Source organism: Bradyrhizobium sp. AT1 (assembly GCF_001590795.1).
Classification (GTDB): Bacteria; Pseudomonadota; Alphaproteobacteria; order Rhizobiales; family Xanthobacteraceae; genus Bradyrhizobium.
Genome location: NZ_JXDL01000001.1, coordinates 1,064,589 through 1,082,906 on the forward strand (window position 1 = coordinate 1,064,589; position 18,318 = coordinate 1,082,906).

The following is an 18,318-nucleotide window of genomic DNA, read 5'->3' on the forward strand; positions in this document are numbered from 1 at the left end:
CGTCCTCCAGGAGCTTTCGCCCGATCAGGTCGAGCTCGGAGGTGGTCATGCCCGGCTCGAGCGCCTTCCCCATCGCCTCCAGCGTATTGGCGACGATGCGCCCGATCTCTTTCAGGCGCGTCAGGTCGTCGTCATCAGAGATCGTCATGTCAGGGCTCTCTACGAAAGCCGCGGCATAGCGCGTGTGAAGCCCGCTTGCAAACCGGAGCGTTACCCGCGCCTAAGACGTCCTCACCCCTCATCCAGCAGATTGCGCACCTTGACGGCCAGGTCTTCGATCGCGAAGGGCTTGGACAACAGATGTTTGCCGGCATCGAGCATGCCGTTGTGCACGATTGCGTTGCGCGTATAGCCGGTGGTGAACAGCACCTTCAGATCCGGGTGTCGCTTCGAGAGCTCGTTTGCAAGTTCGGCGCCGGTCATGTCGGGCATGACGACGTCGGTAAACAGCAGATCCGGAACGAAGCCGTTTTCGATCGTCCTGATCGCTTCCTTGGCGCTGGCGGCCTCGATCACCGTATAGCCGAGCTCGCGCAGGCTCTCTGATGAGATGCTGCGGACCCGCTCGTCGTCCTCGACGACGAGGATGGTCTCGCCCTGGAGGCTTGCACCGGGATGCGCCACGCTTTGCGACGGAATCGAGACGGCCTCCTGGCCGGCGTAGCGCGGAAGATAAATCTTCACGGTCGTGCCGACATCGACTTCCGAGTAGATTTTGACGTGGCCGCCCGACTGCCGCACGAAGCCGTAGACCTGACTGAGGCCCAGACCGGTGCCTTTGCCCACGACCTTGGTCGTGAAGAACGGATCGAACACCTTTCCCAGCACCTCGGCCGGAATTCCAGTGCCGTTATCCGTCACGGCAATGAGGACATACTGACCGGCCGACAATGCGTATTCTTGGGCAAATTTCCGGTCGATCGAGACGTTGCTGGTTTCGATCGTCAGCCTGCCGCCCTTCGGCATCGCATCGCGCGCATTCACCGCGAGGTTGATGACCGCGCTTTCCAGTTGGGCCGGATCCGCCCTGACGCGCCAGAGGCCGACCGCAAGCACCGTTTCGAGCCGGACAAGCTCGCCGAGCGACCGCTCCAGCAGCTCGCTCATTCCCCCGACCATCTTGTTGAGGTCCACAACTTCAGGCGCCAAAGGCTGTTGGCGCGAGAACGCGAGCAGCCTTTGCGTCAGCGTGGCCGCGCGGTTTGCACCGTCGATGGCGCCCTCGATGAATCGGTCGACGTCGACCTCCCCCTTGCCGAGCCGACGCTTGGCGAGATTCAAGCCGCCGAGAATCACGGCCAGCATGTTGTTGAAGTCGTGCGCGATACCGCCGGTCAACTGACCCACGGCTTCCATCTTCTGGGCTTGCCGCAATTGCTCCTCGGCCTTCATGCGCTCGGCGATCTCGTCGGCGACACGCTGCTCCAGCTCGGCGTTGAGCGCCTCGAGCCGGGTCAGAAGCCGGGCGTTGTCGATCGCGGTGGCAGCATGGCCGGCGATCCCGAGCAAACTGGCCTCATGCCCGGCCTGGAATTTTCCTGTGTCGGCATGTCCGAAGAAAAGCCCCCCGAGCACCTCGCCCGTCCGCGAGATCACGGGGACCGCGAGGTAGGATCGGACCGGAAGATGGCCCTCTGGCATGCCCTTCCGCGGTGCGTTCTTGCCATATCGCAGGTCCTGCAGGATGTCGTCGGACCTCACCACGCCCGTGCCCTTGAATGTCGGTTCGAAGACGGCCGTGTTGCGGGGCATCGGGAAGTTCTCGAAGGCAGATCGCGGCGCGCCGGACAACGAGTACAGCATGTAGCTGCCGCCATCCGCGGTCAGAACATTGTAAAAGAAGGCTCCGAACTGGGCCCCGGTCAGTTCGACGCCGGCATCCGTCACGATCTGCACGATCGTCCCGAGATCGCGTTCGCGGGCAACCGATGCTCCGGTATCGTTCAGGATCCTGAGATCACGTTCGGTCTTCTTCTGCGCTGTGATATCGAGCACCGTGCCGATGAACCGGATCGCCTGGCCGCCGGAAAAGATCGCTTGACCGGTCGCGGCAATCCAGCGCTCGATACCATCTTCGATGCCGATGGTACGGTATTCGATGTTGTAGCTCGGAGAATGCGGCTTCAAGGCTGAATTGACGGCCTCGTGCGCGCGCTGCCGATCGTCCGGATGAATGCCCCTCAGGAACGAGCCTTGATAGCTGACCTCGGCGTCCGGCGAGAGACCGAACACCTCCTTGCAGCGGCTGTCCCATCGCAGAACGTCGTTGACCGGATCGTAGTCCCAGGTGCCGATGCCGGCCGCCTTGTTCGCCAGGACCAACCGCTCGGCGGCCTCCCGGGCCGCCTGCTCGGAGCGAACGCGCTCGATATGTGCCCATGATCGCTCGGTCACCTCGGCGAGCAAGGCGAGCTCGCGCGCGGTCCAAAGATGCGGGCCGCGGTGATGAACCGCCATCAAGGCGGTCAACTGCCCCTCCTTGACCAGCGGCATGCATATCGTCGCGCCGATCCCGATGCTCTGGAAGGCGGCAGCTTCCTCGGGCGCGATCTCCTTCAAATTGTCGTTGATGACGAGCGGCCTGCCGGCGCCCAGCTCTCGCACCGCCTTTTCGCCGAAGTCAGCCAGGCTGTAATGGCCGAGAATATGCATCGCGCCCGGCGCCGCCCAATCCCCGCGAATGGTGAAGCCGTCCTGATCGGGATCCATGTCGGCATAGGCGCAATTGGAGACGCCGAGATGCTCACCGAGCATCCTGGTCGTCACGGCCATCACGCCGTCGGCATCGCGCGTCTTGGCCGTCTCCTTGTTGAGAGCGTCCAGGAACAGCAGCCGCGCTTCATTCTCCCGCACGGCCGTTTCCGCCCGGCGGCGTTCGACGGCGGTGCGTGTGCGCTCGGCGACGTCGCGGATGAGCTCGAGCTCCTCCGGACTCCATTCACGCGGCGTGGCATTGTTGAGGTACAGCAGCGCCACGACGCCGTCAGGCTCGGAGATCGGCATGTTGACGAGCGCGCGCGCCGAGATGGCCTCGAGTGCGCGAGCACGGTCGCCGACGCGGGGGTCTTTCTCCGCGTCGGCACAGATAACCGTTTCGCCGCGCTTCAGGTCTTCGATGTAGCTGCCGTAGTCGCGAAAGTGCAGCACACCGGCGAGGCTCAAAATTCCCGGTGCATTCCAGTCGCGTGCGATCGTGATGGTCTCGGCCGATGTATCGACCGTGCCGTAACCGGCCCTGCTGACCTTCAGACTCCGGCCGAGCAGTTCTGCCGCAGCGTAGGCAAGATCGTCAGGATTGCTGATCTCTCGGATGTAGTCGCCGAGTGCGGCCAGGACGGCATTGCGATCGGTCGAGGTCTCCCCGGCCGCCGTTGTCATCTGACCTCCCCCGACACGTTGCTCGTTTCACCGAATATCGTCCAAGCAATCTCGCGGCATCCGCTTGAAGCCGATGACGACGCCAGCGAGAGGTTGGCACCCGCGCGCCCTGATAACCTCATGAAGGCGCTAAGGTTCCCGCGAGATCCCGCGCATCGCGGCTTCGCTTCCGCCGCCGATATTGGCCGGCGAACTGACCGGGCCAAGCCGGCGGGCAAATCACGAACAGCCGCGCGGGAAGCGGCACATGCCGGCAAATAAACGCGGATCGACGCGCCACCGCAAGTTGTGAAAGCGCCGATCGTCGTATAGCGTCAGCTACGGTCTCTCACCATACGTAGTCGATCGTTTCATGCTCGCCCGAATATTGTTTCTCCTGGCCTTGCTGTTGTTTCCCGGCGCATTGCGCGCAGCAGGACCGCCGGCCGAGAAGGCCGGCTTCGCCTCCAAGCTGACGATCTATCTGGCCAAGGGCGCTCCCGACGCATGCGGGCCGGGCTGCGACCGCTGGATCGCGATCGAGGGCCAGATCGATCAGGACGCCGCCTCCCGCGTTCGTCGCTTCCTCGCCGGCGTCAAGGACACGCAGCGGCCGATCTATCTTCATTCGCCCGGCGGCAACGTGGAGCAGTCCTACGTGATCGGCCGGCTGCTGCGCGGTCGAAAGGCCATCGCGCGGGTTGGCCGGACGATCGCGACGGCGTGCAGCGCCGGCACGCAGGAGGACGCCGCGTGCCTGAAGATCAAGAATGCGACCGGCGAGGTCGAGGCCGAGCTCACCACTTACCATGCGATGTGCAACTCGGCCTGCGGTTACCTGTTTTTCGGCGCGACCTCGCGCGAGGTTGCCCCCGATGCCGCGCTGGCGGTCCATAATTCCAGGCTGATCCTCACATTCCGGGGCAATCCTCCTCCGGAGGTGGTCGCCGAAGCGCGGCGGCGCCGGATCGCCGGCGCCGACCACGACCGCGCCGCGTACATCGCGGCGATGGGAATCAGCCGCGAGCTCGATGCGCTGATCCGCACCGTGAAGTTCGAAAACCTGCACGTGCTGACGCGGCCCGAGCTCTACCGCTTCGGCATAGACACGCGGCCGCTGGCCGAGACGAAATGGCGGCTGGAAAAGGGAGCACGGCCGTTCGTCAGCAAGCTCGCCGCGCTGAAGAAGGAGAGCGACGCCTCGTTCCGGACCATGGAATGGCGCCTGTATTGCGAAAACAAGAAGCGCGTGCCGCTGATGTTCGCAAGCGAGATCGACGCATCCACCACGGCTAAGAAATCGATCCTGATGGCTGCCAGCGCCGACCTCAGCAAGGAAGCGGGAGGACCTCCGGTGCGGCTCGGAAAGTACGAGGTCTGGAGCGGCGCCGTCGATCCCGACATGGTCGAGGCGGTGCTGGCCTCACACTCCCTCCAGGTCCGGGAAACCATACCGGAGGCGGAGGGAAAGGCTGCGGTCACAAGCTTCAACATCGACATGTCCGGTTTGACCTCGGTGTGGACGCAACTCGGAACGTCGTGCAGCTCGGCAGCGGCCGGCCCGGCAAAACCCTGGCCAGCGAATGCTCCCCAGCCGACGCCCTGGACCGCCATTCCCTGGAAAGCGACCGGTTCTTTGCCGAACGTCAGCGCCGCGCCTTCGGCCACGCCCGCGCCGTAGGCGCGCAGCGAGCGCTGGCAGGCCTGCGGTTCGCCCTTGCGAAGCTGACGCGTCGCCGGTCCGTCAGCCTCCGCCCGCGACCGGCGTGTAGATCACCAGCTTCAGCGCGGGATCGTCGTTGGCCTGGAAACTGGTGTGCTCGAACCGCAGCACGCCCCGGGTCGGATGGTTCATGGTCTTGAGGCCGGACATGGTGCTGCGGATCTCGTGCGCTTCCCACCATTTGACGAATTCCGGGCTGCCCTGGCGCAGCCGCGTCAGCAGCTCGACAAAAGCGGGATCGCCGGCCCAGACGTCGTGCGTCGCGCGAAACATCGCGACCATGCTCTTGGCGACGTCGGTCCAGCTTGCGCCGTAGAATTTTCGCGTCTGCTTGTTGGTCATGACCAGCAGCAGCGTGTTGCGATCCTGCTCCGGCAATTGCCCGAAGGCGAAGATCTCCTCGGCCGCCTCGTTCCAGGCCAAGACGTCCCAGCGCCGGCCGGTGATATAAGCCGGCTGCTTCAGGCTCTCGATCATCCGGCGAATGGGCGGGGGCACGATTTCGCGCGTGAACGCGCTTGTTGCGCCGTCGCGCGCCAGCGCCTTCAGATGCGCGTGCTCGGTCTTGCTGAGGCGAAGCGCGCGGGCCAGCGCGTCAATGGTGGTGACGGACGGGCTGACGGTGCGGCCCTGCTCGAGGCGGATATACCAGTCGACGCCGATGCCGGCGAGCTGGGCGACCTCCTCACGCCGCAGCCCTGCGGTGCGCCGCCGGCGCCCCGCCGGAAGCCCGACGGTCTTCGGCGACAGCTTCTCACGGCGGGACCTGAGGAAATCGCCGAATTCGACGCGGCGTGGGTCGGCCATTGCTGTCGCTCCCGCGATGGAGGGCCCCTGGAATACTAGGATAATACCAGGCCTTCTTGTCCCTTCCAAGGCGGCGCATATCAACCTCACCTGTCTTCGAGGTGAACATCATGAAAGCTGCCGTGCTCAAATCCTTCGGCTCGCCGCTGGCGATCGAGAATGCCCCCAACCCGGTGCTCGGCACCGGCGAGGTCATCGTCGATGTCGTCGCCACCCGCGTGCTCTCCTACATGAACGAGGTCTTCGACGGGACGCGCAACTACGCGCTCGACCTGCCAATCATCCCCGGCCCCGGCGGCATCGGCCGCGTGCGTGCGATCGGTCCGGATGCGACCAAGCTCAGCGTCGGCGACTGGGTGTTCTGCGATCCGACGGTGCGTTCTCGCGACGACGCGGTCGCGCCCGACATCGCCTTGCAAGGGCTCACGGCCGCCGGCCCCGGCGGCATGCGCCTGCAACAGCATTTTCGCCACGGCTCTTTTGCCGAGCAGATGCGCGTGCCGACCGAGAACGTCAAACCCCTCGGCGCGATCACGTCGGAGCAAGCGACGCAATGGTGTGCCCTCGGGACGTTGCTGGTGCCCTATGGCGGCTTCCTCGCCGCAGACCTGCAACCAGGCGAGCGCGTGCTGGTGAGCGGGGCGACCGGCAATTTCGGCAGCGCCGCCGTCTCGGTCGCGCTGGCGATGGGCGCTTCTTTTGTGGTCGCACCCGGCCGAAACGAGACGATCCTGGCCGACCTCGTCCGCCGCTTCGGCCCGCGGGTGAAGCCGGTCACGCTCACCGGCAATGAGGACCACGACCGCGAAAGCATGAAGCGCGCTGCGGCAGGTCCGATCGACTGCGTGCTCGACATCATGCCGCCCTCGGTGAGCCCGACCGTCGTGCGGGCGGCGGTCATGACGGTGCGCCCCTACGGCCGCGTCGCGCTGATGGGCGGCGTCGGCATGGCCGGCGGCGCAGGGCTCGAGCTGCCCTATCCCTGGATCATGCGCAACTGCATCAGCATTCACGGCGTCTGGATGTATCCGCCCGATGCCGCGAGCCGTCTGATCGCCCTGGTGCGCGCCGGGCTGCTGCGGCTCGATGAGTACGCAGCGACGGCCTTCGACCTCGACCATGCCAATGAAGCGGTCGCGCATTCCGCGGCCAATGGCGGGCCGTTCAAACTGACGGTGATCAGGCCCTGAGCATCGCGGCGGCGACGGGGTGCCGCGGCCGAATCTTTTTGCAAGTCCCCCCAAGCACTTGGCTACTGTGCATGGGGTTGTTTTCGCAGTTTTGCTATTCGAGCTCGACCACCTGGCCGTTCGACAGCGACACACGCCGGTCCATGCGGCCGGCGAGCTCCATGTTGTGGGTCGCGATCAGCATCGAGACCTTGGTCGCCTTGACCAGCTGCATCAGCGCCTGGAAGACGTGGTCGGCGGTGTGCGGGTCGAGATTGCCGGTCGGCTCGTCCGCGAACAGCACCCGCGGCGCGTTGGCCACCGCGCGCGCGATCGCGACGCGCTGCTGCTCGCCGCCCGACAGCTCGGCCGGGCGATGGGTGATGCGGTCGCCAAGGCCGAGATAGCCCAGGATTTCCTTGGCGCGCTTGACGCTCTCGGACTTCTTCAGGCCGCGGATCATCTGCGGCAGCATGACGTTCTCCAGCGCGGAGAACTCCGGCAACAGCCGGTGCGACTGGTAGACGAAGCCGATATCGGTGCGGCGCAGCTGCGTGCGCTCGATGTCGGGCAGTTGCGAGGTCGGCGCGCCCGAGACATAGACCTCTCCGGAATCCGGCGCCTCGAGCAGCCCCGCAATATGCAGCAGCGTCGACTTGCCCGAGCCTGACGGGGCCACCAGCGCGACCGACTGGCCCGCCCACAGCGCCAGCTTGGCGCCGTCGAGGATCGTCAGCGGCACCTCACCCTGCAAGTACTGCCGCTTTATCTCGTGGAGATAAATGACCGGTACATCGTCGGCCCCCTGCTCAGCCCCTTGGCTCTCCATCAGCCCCTCACTCGTACCGGAGCGCTTCGACGGGATCGAGGCGCGCGGCGCGCCACGACGGATACAGCGTCGCCAGGAACGACAGCGTCAGCGCCATGATGACGACCGCCGTGGTCTCGCCGACGTCGATCTCGGCGGGCAGCTTCGACAGGAAATAGAGCTCCGGCGAGAACAGCTCGGTCGAGGTCAGCCAGGACAGGAATTGCCGGATGGACTCGATGTTGAGGCAGATCACGAGACCGACGACGAAGCCGACCAGCGTGCCGACCACGCCGATCGAGGCGCCCGTGATCAGGAAGATCCGCATGATCGAGCCTTGCGAGGCCCCCATCGTGCGCAGGATCGCGATATCGCTGCCCTTGTCCTTCACCAGCATGATCAGGCCCGAGACGATGTTCAGCGCTGCGACCAGCACGATCATGGTCAGGATCAGGAACATCACGTTGCGCTCGACCTGGAGCGCGTTGAAGAAGGTCGAGTTGCGCTGCCGCCAGTCGACTAGGAACACCGGCCGGCCCGCAGCTTCCGTCACGGCCTGGCGGAAGGCGACGATCTGGTCGGGATTGGTGGTGAACACTTCGATCGAGGTGACGTCGTTGCTGCGGTTGAAATAGGCCTGCGCCTCCGCGAGCGGCATGAACACGAAGCCGAGATCGTATTCGGACATGCCGATCTCGAACACGGCGGCGATCTTGTACGGCTTGATGCGCGGCGTGGTACCCATCGGGGTCACCGCGCCCTTCGGAGCAACCAGCGTGATGCTGTCGCCGGCATGCAGCGAGAGCTGGTCGGCGAGACGCCGGCCGATCGCGACGCCCTGCCCGTCGTCAAAGCCCTCGAGCGAGCCCTGCTTGATGTTCTTGGCGATCGAGGTGAGGTTGTTGAGATCGTCGGAGCGGATGCCGCGCACCAGCACGCCAGAGGCGTTCCACGGCGAGGACGCCAGCGCCTGGCCGTCCACCACGGGCGCGGCAAGCCGGATCCCCTTCACCTGGCTGAGGCGATCGGCGACGTCCTTCCAGTCGGTCAGCGGCGATTCCAGCGGCTGCACCAGGATGTGGCCGTTCAGCCCCAGGATCTTGTCGAGCAGCTCCTTGCGGAAGCCGTTCATCACGGCCATGACGATGATCAGCGTCGCCACGCCCAGCATGATGCCGAGGAACGAGAACCCGGCAATGACCGAGATGAATCCCTCCTTGCGGCGCGCCCGCAAATAGCGCGCCGACAGCATCCACTCGAATGGCGCAAAAGGCGCGGTCTGCACGGTTTCAGTCATGGTTTCATCCATCGCTCGATAATCCCATGATTCGGGGTCAATTGTGGCCGGATTGGCGGCCGCGATATCGCGCGATGAACAATATTCAGCCGACCGGCCTTATCAGCCCACAAGTCTTGCGACCGCGTCCGCAGGCGACATGGTCTCGCGGGAGCTGTCACTTCGGCGCTTGATCTCGACCTTGCCGTCGGCGAGCCCCTTCGGGCCGATCATGATCTGCCAGGGAATACCGATCAGGTCGGCCGCGGCGAATTTGGCGCCGGCGCGCTGGTCGGTGTCGTCATAGAGCACGTCGACGCCCTTCGCGGAGAGCTCGGCATAGAGCTTCTCGCAGGCCGCATCGACCGCGGCGTCGCCCTGCTTCAGGTTGAGGATCGACACCCGGAACGGGGCCACGGCCTCCGGCCATTTGATGCCGGCGTCGTCATGGCAGGCCTCGATGATGGCGCCCAGGAGGCGCGAGACGCCGACGCCGTAGGAGCCGCCATGGATCGGCACGTCGACGCCGTCGGGCCCCGCCACCATCGCCTTCATCGGCTCGGAATATTTGGTGCCGAAATAGAAAATCTGCCCGACCTCGATGCCACGGGTGTTGAGCCGCTTCTCCGCGGGGACTTCCTGCTCGAACCGGGCGGCATCGTGAACGTCTTCCGTCGCGGCGTAAACCGAGGTCCACTGCTTGATGATCGGCGTCAGATCGCTCTCATAGTCGACGTCCTCGCCCGGCACGGGCAGATCCAGCACGTCGCGATTGATGAAGACGCCGGATTCCCCGGTCTCGGCCAGCACGATGAACTCATGGCTGAGATCGCCGCCGATCGGGCCGGTCTCGGCGCGCATCGGGATCGCCTTCAGCCCCATCCGGGCAAAGGTGCGCAAATACGCCACGAACATCTTGTTGTAGGCGACGCGCGCCGCGGCCTCGTTGAGATCGAACGAATAGGCGTCCTTCATCAGGAACTCGCGGCCGCGCATCACACCGAAACGCGGACGCTGCTCGTCGCGGAATTTCCATTGGATGTGATAGAGATTCAGCGGCAGGTTCTTGTAGGACTTCACATACGCGCGGAAGATCTCGGTGATCATTTCCTCGTTGGTCGGCCCGTACAAGAGCTCGCGCTTGTGACGGTCGGCGATGCGCAACATCTCCGGGCCGTAGGCATCGTAGCGGCCGCTCTCGCGCCAGAGGTCGGCGAGCTGCAAGGTCGGCATCAACAGTTCCAGCGCACCGGAGCGGTCCTGCTCCTCGCGCACGATCTGCTCGATTTTCTTCAGGACGCGGAAGCCGAGCGGCAGCCAGGCATAAATGCCCGCGGCCTCCTGCCGGATCATGCCGGCGCGCAGCATCAGCCGGTGCGAGACGATCTCCGCCTCTTTCGGATTTTCCTTCAGGATGGGCAGAAAGAACCGCGACAAGCGCATGGCAATACTCGTGGAATCAGTGACCGGGTGCAGTGAAACCGGATTGAGAGCGAAAACACAAGACCGGGAATGAGGAAAAGCCGCTAAGGCAACGGAATTCCTGTCATTTTTCCGTCGGACTTCAGATTCAGCTTAAGCTGCGCCTCTACGGCCCGGTGACGTCGAGTTCGTCTTCGAGCGTGACCTGCTCGAAGTCGGTCACCAGCGCGTCGATCCGCACATGCCAGCGACCCGCGAAAGGAAGCTCGACCTTGCGCACATGCCAATAGCCGTCCGGCCCCAGCGAGGCCTTCCGCTCCATCGGCTCGATGCCGCGCTCCGGCAGGCTCAGCGTCAGCGTCGCTTCCTTGGCCACCAGCGGCGTCCCCTCGCCGGTCATGAGCTGGAGCACGAAATCGTCGACACCGGGTCTGCCGGGCGACACCAGCACCTGGAACATCGCCTTGTCGGTGTGGATGTGGATCGCCAGCGGCGTCTCGGGAACGATGGTCCGCGGCGGCGGCGTGAAGCGCCAGCCGGCGACCACGGCCAGGATCGCCAGCGCGACAAAGCTTTCGAGCAGGATCGAGCGCCTGAGTGCGGGTGTGCCTGTCTCGTTCCGGGCCAACGCCGGAGTCAGCCGGAACCGATTGAGCGCAGCCAGCGCCAGCAATCCCGTGACCAGGACGAGCTTGACCGAGAGGATCAGCCCGTAACGGGTCTCGACCAGCGCTCCCGGCTTTTCGAGCTGCACGATCGCAAGTGTGAGGCCGGTCAAGGCCAACACGCCGACCGCGAGCGAAGCCATGCGGGAAAAGCGGTTCACGATCTGAAGGGTCGCAATCGTCGGCCGCGACAGCAGCGCCACGAGCGGCGCGAGAGCACCGATCCAGATGGCGACACCAAGCCCATGGAGAAAGATCGCCGGCCGCGTCAGAACCTCGGGCGGTGCGGTCGCAGCGTGCCCGGTCATGGCAAGCGACAGGCCGACGCCGACCAACGCCATGATCGCAAGCGCGCGCCCGTACGACGCGCTGCGCAGCGCCGTCAGCGCGAGCAGCATCGCAAGCAGGGCAACCAGCAGCGCGGGACCGGCGCTTGTCGCGAGCGCGACTTTCCAGGGGGCCGCGGTCGCAAGGGCTGCCAGCGGCAGACCGAGCAGGTCGAGGCCCACGGCGCCAAGAGACGCCATCGCGCTCGGGATGCCGACGGCGAGCGCCATTCGCGGCACGGCCGTGCCGGTCAACGACCGTGCGATCCAGCGCGCGAAGAACACGCCGCCGACACCAACGAACAATCCGAGATAGAGGCCGATCCGCGCCAGCCAGATCAGCGCGTTCAAGCCGCTGTCTGCGGCGGCGGTTGGCTTCGTCGCCGTCGGCACGCCAATCGAGAAGATCACCGATCCCGCGACAGGATGGCCGTCTTGCGAGATCACGCGGTAGCTGACGACGGCTGTCCCCTCGGGCAGATCCGCCGGCATCGCGATCGAAATCGTCTCGCCAGATACGCTGACGCGCGTATCGTCCCGCGCCCTGCCCGCACCGTCGATCAGCCGGATCGCGCCCGGCGTCACCACCTCGTTGAAGCGCAGCTCCACCGCCTTTGGGGCACCCGCCAGCATGCTGCCGCTCGCCGGCTCGACCGAGACGAGCGCCGCATGGGCAAAGGCGCCGGTCGCGAAGCCGACAACGAGGAGCAGCGTCGCGAGCGCGGCGACGAGGCGCATCAGGGCTTCGGCACCAGCTTCACGCCTGGCGCCGGCGTTTTACCATCGTGCGAATGCTTTGCTCCCTCCGCAGGAATCTCGATCCAGCGGCTGACGCCGGTCTCGCATTCCTGGACTACGGGGAAGTACAGCGTCGTATTCGCTTTCAGGCCGTCGGTCAGGAACGTCTGCATGACGAACTCGTCATAGTTCTTGTCCGGCAGCTTGCCGCCGGACCACGTCACCTCCTTGACGCCGGCGGAGAGCTTGTTGCCGTGATAGTCGTACTCGGTGGCATATTTGCCCTCGACGACATCGACGTTCCAGCCCGCCTTCGGCATCGGCTTCACCGCGATCACCCCTTCCGGAATCTGCACGCGGATCTTCACCGTCGGCGAGCCCGCGCAGCCGTGCGGCACGGTGAAGACGGCCTTGTACGGCGCGCCGACCGTTGCTTGCTTGGCCTCGAGCGAGACATGCGCCGCCGCCGGTGAGGCGGCAAACGCGGCAATCAGGAACAGGCAGGATCGATTCATGTTCGGTCTCCCGAGAGCCCAGATCCGTCTCATTTCATTTTCATTCCCGAATGATCCGGCATCTTCTTCATGTCCATGTGACCCGAATGGCCGGCATCGCCGGGCGCCTGCGCACCGACGCCCTGGACGTCGAGGGAGACGGCGACTTTGCCGGCCTTCTCGAACTGCAGCGTCACCGGCACCTTGTCGCCCTGCTTGAACGCGCCCTTCAGCTCCTGCAGCATCAAATGATTGCCACCGGGCGCGAGCTTCACCGTCTTGCCGGGATCGATCGCGAGCCCCTTGTCGAGCGGGCGCATCTTCATGACGCCGTTGTCCATCGCCATCTCGTGGATCTCGGCCTTGCCAGCGATATCGGCGGACACGCTGACCAGCCTGTCCGGCGTCGTCCCCTTGTTCTCGATGGTAAGATAGCCGCCGGCGACCTTCGCGCCGCCCGGCGTCGCGCGGCTCCACGCCTGCGAGATGACGAGATCGCCGGCCTTGACGTCGTCGGCGAGCGCCGGTGCTGCGGAGATCGCTAGAGCGAACGTGACGAGCAGCATTTTCGAGATTGTCTTCATTTCCGTATTCCCTTTGCAGACCTAGGCTTCAATGTTTGGAGAGTTGTTGCGCCGACCATTTTTCGAGATCGGCCATTTCGGCCGAGCCTTCGATCGTCGTGACGGCCCCTTCCCGGGAGATCAGCATGGTCCGGGGGATGTCACCCTGCCAGGCAGGGTCGATCTCGAACCGCAAGCGCTCGGCAAAGCCGTCGTTGAAGACGAAGTTCTCGGTCGACGACAGCCCGGCCTTGTCGAGCATCGATTGCGTGGCGGCCGGCAGGTTGGGCACGAGATCGGCGCTGATCGTGACGACGTCGATCTCCGGATGGTCCTTTGCAAACCGCCCGAGCAAGGGCAGCTCGACCTTGCAGGGCCCGCAGGTCACGCCCCAGAAGTGCACGAGCGTCGGACGTCCGGAATGCCCCTTCAATACGCTTTGCCAGGTGCCGCGCTCGAATGGCTTCAAGGCGGGTGATGCACCGAGCGCAGCCGCCGATGCGATCAGGACACCCAGACCCAGCATCGCTGCAAATCGAAATCTCATGGTTGGTCCTCGATCGCTATGAGACGATAGCCGTCTGCCTTCGTCATCCATGACAGGTAGACCTGCCCGCCGTTGGACACGAGCAAGGGATGGTCGGAGGTGTCGGTCGTGTTCGATATGGTCTTGGGCGGCGACCAGGTCTCGCCATCGTCGCGGGAGGTCGCGACGTGGACCGAGGTCTTCTCGCCATCGAACTCCTTCCAGGCGATGACCGTCCCCTTCGGGCCCGCGAGCACGTAGGGGCGTGTCGGATTTCGGCCTGGCTGCCCCAGCGCCATCGGCGCAGAGAAGGTCCGCCCTTCGTCGCGCGAGTGGGCGTAGAACAACCCCTTCCGCGCCTTCCCGTTCGTGTACCAGACGACGTGATAAGTTCCGTTCGGCGCAACGGTGAGGCTCGGCCCGTGGTGCGGGCAGGCGTTGATCTGCCAGTCGTCATGGCTGACCCGGCGGACCTCACCCGGGGTCGCGACATCAGTGAAGGTCATGACCGCGTGATCGCGCACGCCGCCCTCAAAGATGTTTCTGAAGATTGCGACCGGCCGCCCGGGCGCAGCGAAGGCCAGCCCCAAGCGGCAGCATTCGCAGGTGCCCTCGCGCGCCAGCTTCGCTTCTGCGTAGGTGGCGCCACCGTCGCTGGACGAGGTGAAAAACAGCCCGGCTCCCTCGTACTTCTGTCCCGCTTCCTTCGCAAAAATGCGATTGCGCTTGTCGAGCCAGGCCGCAAAGACCGTTCCATCCTGATCGAGAGCCAGCGCCTCGAACCGCTGGCTCTCCTTGTTGGCAGTGATGGGCTTTGGCTCTGCAAAGCTCTTCCCGCCGTCGGCCGAGCGCGTGTAGAACACCTCGCCATTGAAGGCCTCGTCCCGGAAGGTCGAGAACGCGAGCGCGATGCCGCCCTTGCGATCGACCACGATCTTCGGCCGCGCATCCGGCCCCCAATCGAGATTCAGCCGCTTCGTCGTGACCTGGGTGGGTGCCGAAAAACTACGCCCCTCATCGTGCGAGCTCGCGACCGAGACCTGCCCTCCCGCCATCCAGACCAGCCACAGCGTCCCGTCCGGACCGAAGGCGGGCGTCGCCTTGGTCGCACAGCGCAGCGTCGGCTCCTCGCAGGCTGCTTCAGATGCAGGCGGAGCCCGCATCTGTGCGACCGCCGTCCCTTGCGCGAATGCGAGCGCGACGATCGCGAGTAAGCCAGTTCGGATCACGGCCCTATTCCCTTCGAGAGCACGGATCATTTGAATGCCACCTTCATACCCGCAACGAACGTGCGTGGCGAGCCAGCGTAGATCGACCCTGTCGTGTTTGCGAGCGTGCTTGCAGCATCTGGAGTGCCAGTCGCCGAAACCGAATTGCCGATGTTATTTGCCGACGCGACGTAGGTGCGATCGAATACGTTTCTGACCTCGAGGAACAGATTCAGAGATCTGAAGGTGTCGGACACGAGGTCGGTCTTGTAGTGAACGTTTGCATTGACCAATTCATAGCCCGGCGCCTTCAGCAAATTGGCATTGTCCATGTAGAAGGAATCCTTCCACTGCACCTCGACGAAGCCTCCCAGGCCCGCCAGCGGCCCAGCGAACTCGTCGTAACCAATTCGGGCTGTCAGCTCATTGGGCGAGATACCGGGAATTTTGTGGCCGGCACGGTTGAAACTGAACACGGCCCCCTTGGTGATGTTCTCGACATATTCGGTATAGACCTCGTCGAGATAGGTGTAGGCGATCATGAACCGCCAGCCCGGATAGAACTTCCAGTCCGCGGCAAGCTCAATGCCACGATGCTCCGACCGCGGCGCGTTGAACATATAGGTCGCGTTGCTGGGGCTGGGGTTACTCGCGGCCTGACTGACCAGCTCGTTCCGGAAGAACTCGTAGAACGCGGTGGCACTCAACTTGAGCGCATTGCTCGGCGTCCAATCGAAGCCAAGATCGTAGCCGACATTGGTCTGCGTCTGGAGCTGGGTGTTGTTGCCGAAATCGCCGTTCGGAAGAACGAACAGGTTCGACACCTGCGGCGTTCCGTATCCGGTCGCAACCCGTCCGCGAAACTGCCATTCTTGATTGAGCCTGTAGAGCAGCGCCAATTCGGGAGCCGTGTTCTCGATCCTGCGGTTGACGGTGGTCGGCGCAGGTATCGTGGCGACCGGAACGTTGATCGTATTGTAAGTGTAGCGGGTATTGACGCCCTTCAGAATAGTGGTTTCCCACCCAATTCCGGCGATCGCGGTCAAGTCAGGCGTGAGCTTCAGCTCCTCCCTCGCCCGTATGCCGTAATTGGACGTATCGCTGTAGGTATTGGCCGAGATCAATCCCAGCGTCGCGTTGCCGCCCGGCATGACGTTGCGCGTATCGCTCGACGCCACAAGGGTGTTGTACCAGGCGCCAACAAACGTGGTCGACTCCAGGCCAAAAATCTCTCCGCGCTTGGTGATGTCGCTCATATAGTTGTAGGAAGGGAAATCGCCGATGGCGCTGGTCGAGCCGGTGGGCTGACTGATGTTCCTGTCGTCGAAGACGAACTGGTTGCGCCACGTCATCGTGTTGTCGAAGTCGTGTTCCCATCGTCCTCCGACAATGGTTCGCCGATCGGTTCGCCCAAGACCTGCTTGCGTCGCCGTCTCGGTATCCTTGCCACCGTTAAAGCCGTTCCTGAAAAGCGATACGGTCGGACATCCGGCAGCCGGCGCCGCGCCCATCGTGCACCCCTGCTGGAATGGGTTGGTGTAGAACTGGTTCAGCGACTGCCGCAGCGGCAGCCGCGCGCTGAGATCGTTGTTGATGATCTTGACCGTGAAGCGGTCGTCCGGCGTTGCCTTGAGCGTGCCGAGGAAGTTGACGGTCTGGGTGTTGAACCAGCTGTTGCCGATGTAGCCGTCGCCCCTTGTGTCGCTCGCGAACAGCGAGCCCTCGAAATTCCCGACCTTCTTCCCGGCCGCCAGATAATTGTTGAGGTAGCCGTGGCTGCCGCCGTCCACGCCGTATTCGACGCCGTCGATCGTGCCGCCCGGCCGCGTCCGGAAATTGAGCGCGCCGCCGGTCGCATAGTTGCCGTAGAGCGCCGAGGAAGGCCCCCGGACCACGTCGATGGCACCATAGGCGTGGGGATCGATCAGGTCGCTGCGCGACAGGCCGTCCGGCTGCGTCACCGGGAAGCCGTCTTCGAAGATCACGAGATTGCGGATGGCAAACCCGTTGCGGGCGTTGGAGCCCCGAATCGAGATGCCGAAATCCCGGGGACCGTTGCCCTGCTTGATCGAAATGCCCGGGCTGTCCCGCAGCACGTCGCCGACCGAAAACGACGGCCGGTTGTCGAACTGGCTGCGATCGATGGTGGTCGCGGTCTGGCCGGCCGGCGACTGGTTCAGGCTGGCCCGCGCCTCGCCCGCGCTCCTCGTGTTGTTCTGCCCCTGGGAGCCATCGGTCGCGTTCCGCGCGACCGGCCTCACGGCACGGGCCGCCGAAGCGGAGCGCGATCGCGATGGACGGGTGATTGGCTTGGGACGGCTGGCCTGCGGCGCCTCGACCGTCACCGCGGGAATCGCTTCCGAGGCCGCCTGGGCGAGCGCGTCTGAACCGACCGGGGACAGCAGTCCGACGAACACGGGCAAGCCCGCGCGCCCGATCGCACGAATGCGTAACATCTCTTGAATTCCTGACATCCGGCACGTCGGCCGGTGATTGAGCACGCCATCGGCACGGCAACGGCGCGCACCAACGGTTCGGTTTGTCGCTACGTCAGGAAAATTGAGGCGGGGCGCGCGCCTGAGCGCTCGTATCCGCGTGAACGGCGATCGCAAGCGCATCTGCCGGACGCCACACCACGGGTTCAGCATGGCGGAAGGGAATCGGGAGAGCCGCGTGCCCAGGCGAATCGAGCGACGCATTGGCTTGGCCCAGACAACACAGGGCACACGCGCCGGCATGTGCGGTCGGCGCGCCGGTCTGATCGCTCAGGCCGCCTCGATCGCCCCCACTGTGGCAGATGATTCCGGCAGACAGCGGATCGGCAACGGCAAGGCCCGTCGCCCAGCAGGCGGCAATGGGCGCCAGCACCTGCATCGCCAAAGCGAGCAGGACCAGGGGCAGGAATTTTTGTAGCCGCGCGCGCATCCGCCGAACCATTCGTTCGTCTGCTAACTAAACACCGTGCCGGCCCCAAGTCGAGGTCAGTTCCGCCGCCTTCTTGGCCCAGCGCAAATTAGGCGAAATCCGTGGCCGCGGTAACCCAGCATGGCACGGGGTTGGGCATTTGAGGCATGTCAAGCCAACCTGAAACCCACAGATTTCTTTTACTTGTCATATACTTGCGGCCATGACGCCCGATCATTTCGTCTACTGATCGAATTTTGAACATTCGTTGCCGAAAATGATGACAAGTGAGAAAAGTTGATCTAGCATCCCTCTTGCTCAGGCGCTGACCG

General features: G+C 64.4%; 14 protein-coding genes and 1 pseudogene. 2 read left to right on the top strand and 13 right to left on the bottom strand.

Features of this window, described 5'->3' with window-relative positions:
* Positions 1-148 (bottom strand): annotated as a pseudogene (locus SE92_RS37035) (type I methionyl aminopeptidase); the annotation flags it as partial.
* An 83-nt stretch (positions 149-231) separates the two neighbouring features.
* Complete coding sequence (locus SE92_RS04990) at positions 232-3,378, bottom strand: GAF domain-containing protein (protein WP_063194737.1); 3,147 nt, start codon at positions 3,376-3,378, stop codon at positions 232-234.
* Positions 3,379-3,730: 352 nt separating this feature from the next.
* Between SE92_RS04990 and SE92_RS04995 the strand changes: the two genes are divergently transcribed.
* Positions 3,731-5,038 (top strand): COG3904 family protein, encoded by a 1,308-nt coding sequence (locus SE92_RS04995; protein WP_063194738.1) that lies wholly within the window; start codon positions 3,731-3,733, stop codon positions 5,036-5,038.
* Positions 5,039-5,101: 63 nt separating this feature from the next.
* Here the strand turns inward: SE92_RS04995 and SE92_RS05000 are convergent, their stop codons facing one another.
* Positions 5,102-5,887, bottom strand: a complete 786-nt coding sequence (locus SE92_RS05000; RefSeq protein WP_063194739.1) for a helix-turn-helix transcriptional regulator — start codon at positions 5,885-5,887, stop codon at positions 5,102-5,104.
* A 110-nt stretch (positions 5,888-5,997) separates the two neighbouring features.
* On the opposite strand from SE92_RS05000, the gene SE92_RS05005 reads away from it, so the two are divergent.
* Entirely contained in the window at positions 5,998-7,077 is a 1,080-nt protein-coding gene (locus SE92_RS05005; RefSeq protein WP_063194740.1) for an alcohol dehydrogenase catalytic domain-containing protein, read from the top strand.
* Between the two features lie 94 nt (positions 7,078-7,171).
* On the opposite strand, the gene SE92_RS05010 is transcribed toward SE92_RS05005, so the two are convergent.
* The 10 genes from SE92_RS05010 to SE92_RS34800 all read right to left on the bottom strand — a co-directional run bounded on the left by SE92_RS05010 (position 7,172) and on the right by SE92_RS34800 (position 18,007).
* Positions 7,172-7,885 (bottom strand): ABC transporter ATP-binding protein, encoded by a 714-nt coding sequence (locus SE92_RS05010; RefSeq protein ID WP_063194741.1) that lies wholly within the window; start codon positions 7,883-7,885, stop codon positions 7,172-7,174.
* 7 nt (positions 7,886-7,892) lie between these two features.
* The gene (locus SE92_RS05015; protein WP_063194742.1) at positions 7,893-9,173 is read right to left on the bottom strand and encodes a lipoprotein-releasing ABC transporter permease subunit; all 1,281 of its coding nucleotides are present in this window, start codon (positions 9,171-9,173) and stop codon (positions 7,893-7,895) included.
* A gap of 90 nt (positions 9,174-9,263) precedes the next feature.
* The gene (gene proS, locus SE92_RS05020; protein WP_063194743.1) at positions 9,264-10,583 is read right to left on the bottom strand and encodes a proline--tRNA ligase; all 1,320 of its coding nucleotides are present in this window, start codon (positions 10,581-10,583) and stop codon (positions 9,264-9,266) included.
* Between the two features lie 145 nt (positions 10,584-10,728).
* Positions 10,729-12,291, bottom strand: coding sequence for a copper resistance CopC/CopD family protein (locus tag SE92_RS05025; RefSeq protein WP_063194744.1), 1,563 nt, complete (start codon positions 12,289-12,291; stop codon positions 10,729-10,731).
* Positions 12,291-12,806 (bottom strand): YcnI family copper-binding membrane protein, encoded by a 516-nt coding sequence (locus SE92_RS05030; protein WP_063194745.1) that lies wholly within the window; start codon positions 12,804-12,806, stop codon positions 12,291-12,293. Before SE92_RS05030 ends, SE92_RS05025 begins: the two co-directional genes overlap by 1 nt.
* Before the next feature lie 29 nt (positions 12,807-12,835).
* Positions 12,836-13,369 carry a copper chaperone PCu(A)C gene (locus tag SE92_RS05035; RefSeq protein WP_063194746.1) on the bottom strand — a complete coding sequence of 178 codons (534 nt, stop codon included), beginning with the start codon at positions 13,367-13,369 and terminating at the stop codon, positions 12,836-12,838.
* Between the two features lie 28 nt (positions 13,370-13,397).
* A complete protein-coding gene (locus SE92_RS05040; RefSeq protein ID WP_063194747.1) occupies positions 13,398-13,895 on the bottom strand; it encodes a TlpA family protein disulfide reductase in 498 nt (165 codons plus the stop codon).
* Positions 13,892-15,103, bottom strand: coding sequence for a sialidase family protein (locus SE92_RS05045; RefSeq protein WP_063203356.1), 1,212 nt, complete (start codon positions 15,101-15,103; stop codon positions 13,892-13,894). Before SE92_RS05045 ends, SE92_RS05040 begins: the two co-directional genes overlap by 4 nt.
* 26 nt (positions 15,104-15,129) lie before the next feature.
* Complete coding sequence (locus SE92_RS05050; protein WP_063194748.1) at positions 15,130-17,538, bottom strand: TonB-dependent receptor family protein; 2,409 nt, start codon at positions 17,536-17,538, stop codon at positions 15,130-15,132.
* Positions 17,539-17,632: 94 nt separating this feature from the next.
* Positions 17,633-18,007, bottom strand: coding sequence for a DUF2946 domain-containing protein (locus SE92_RS34800; RefSeq protein WP_198172902.1), 375 nt, complete (start codon positions 18,005-18,007; stop codon positions 17,633-17,635).
* Positions 18,008-18,318 lie beyond the last annotated feature (311 nt).

What these genes read in the sequence shown, in the direction of transcription:
- SE92_RS04990 (WP_063194737.1), bottom strand. Translation starts at nt 3,378, where the DNA reads ATGACAACGGCGGCCGGGGAGACCTCGACCGATCGCAATGCCGTCCTG.
- SE92_RS04995 (WP_063194738.1), top strand. Translation starts at nt 3,731, where the DNA reads ATGCTCGCCCGAATATTGTTTCTCCTGGCCTTGCTGTTGTTTCCCGGC.
- SE92_RS05000 (WP_063194739.1), bottom strand. Translation starts at nt 5,887, where the DNA reads ATGGCCGACCCACGCCGCGTCGAATTCGGCGATTTCCTCAGGTCCCGC.
- SE92_RS05005 (WP_063194740.1), top strand. Translation starts at nt 5,998, where the DNA reads ATGAAAGCTGCCGTGCTCAAATCCTTCGGCTCGCCGCTGGCGATCGAG.
- SE92_RS05010 (WP_063194741.1), bottom strand. Translation starts at nt 7,885, where the DNA reads ATGGAGAGCCAAGGGGCTGAGCAGGGGGCCGACGATGTACCGGTCATT.
- SE92_RS05015 (WP_063194742.1), bottom strand. Translation starts at nt 9,173, where the DNA reads ATGGATGAAACCATGACTGAAACCGTGCAGACCGCGCCTTTTGCGCCA.
- proS (WP_063194743.1), bottom strand. Translation starts at nt 10,583, where the DNA reads ATGCGCTTGTCGCGGTTCTTTCTGCCCATCCTGAAGGAAAATCCGAAA.
- SE92_RS05025 (WP_063194744.1), bottom strand. Translation starts at nt 12,291, where the DNA reads ATGCGCCTCGTCGCCGCGCTCGCGACGCTGCTCCTCGTTGTCGGCTTC.
- SE92_RS05030 (WP_063194745.1), bottom strand. Translation starts at nt 12,806, where the DNA reads ATGAATCGATCCTGCCTGTTCCTGATTGCCGCGTTTGCCGCCTCACCG.
- SE92_RS05035 (WP_063194746.1), bottom strand. Translation starts at nt 13,369, where the DNA reads ATGAAGACAATCTCGAAAATGCTGCTCGTCACGTTCGCTCTAGCGATC.
- SE92_RS05040 (WP_063194747.1), bottom strand. Translation starts at nt 13,895, where the DNA reads ATGAGATTTCGATTTGCAGCGATGCTGGGTCTGGGTGTCCTGATCGCA.
- SE92_RS05050 (WP_063194748.1), bottom strand. Translation starts at nt 17,538, where the DNA reads ATGTTACGCATTCGTGCGATCGGGCGCGCGGGCTTGCCCGTGTTCGTC.
- SE92_RS34800 (WP_198172902.1), bottom strand. Translation starts at nt 18,007, where the DNA reads ATGCGCGCGCGGCTACAAAAATTCCTGCCCCTGGTCCTGCTCGCTTTG.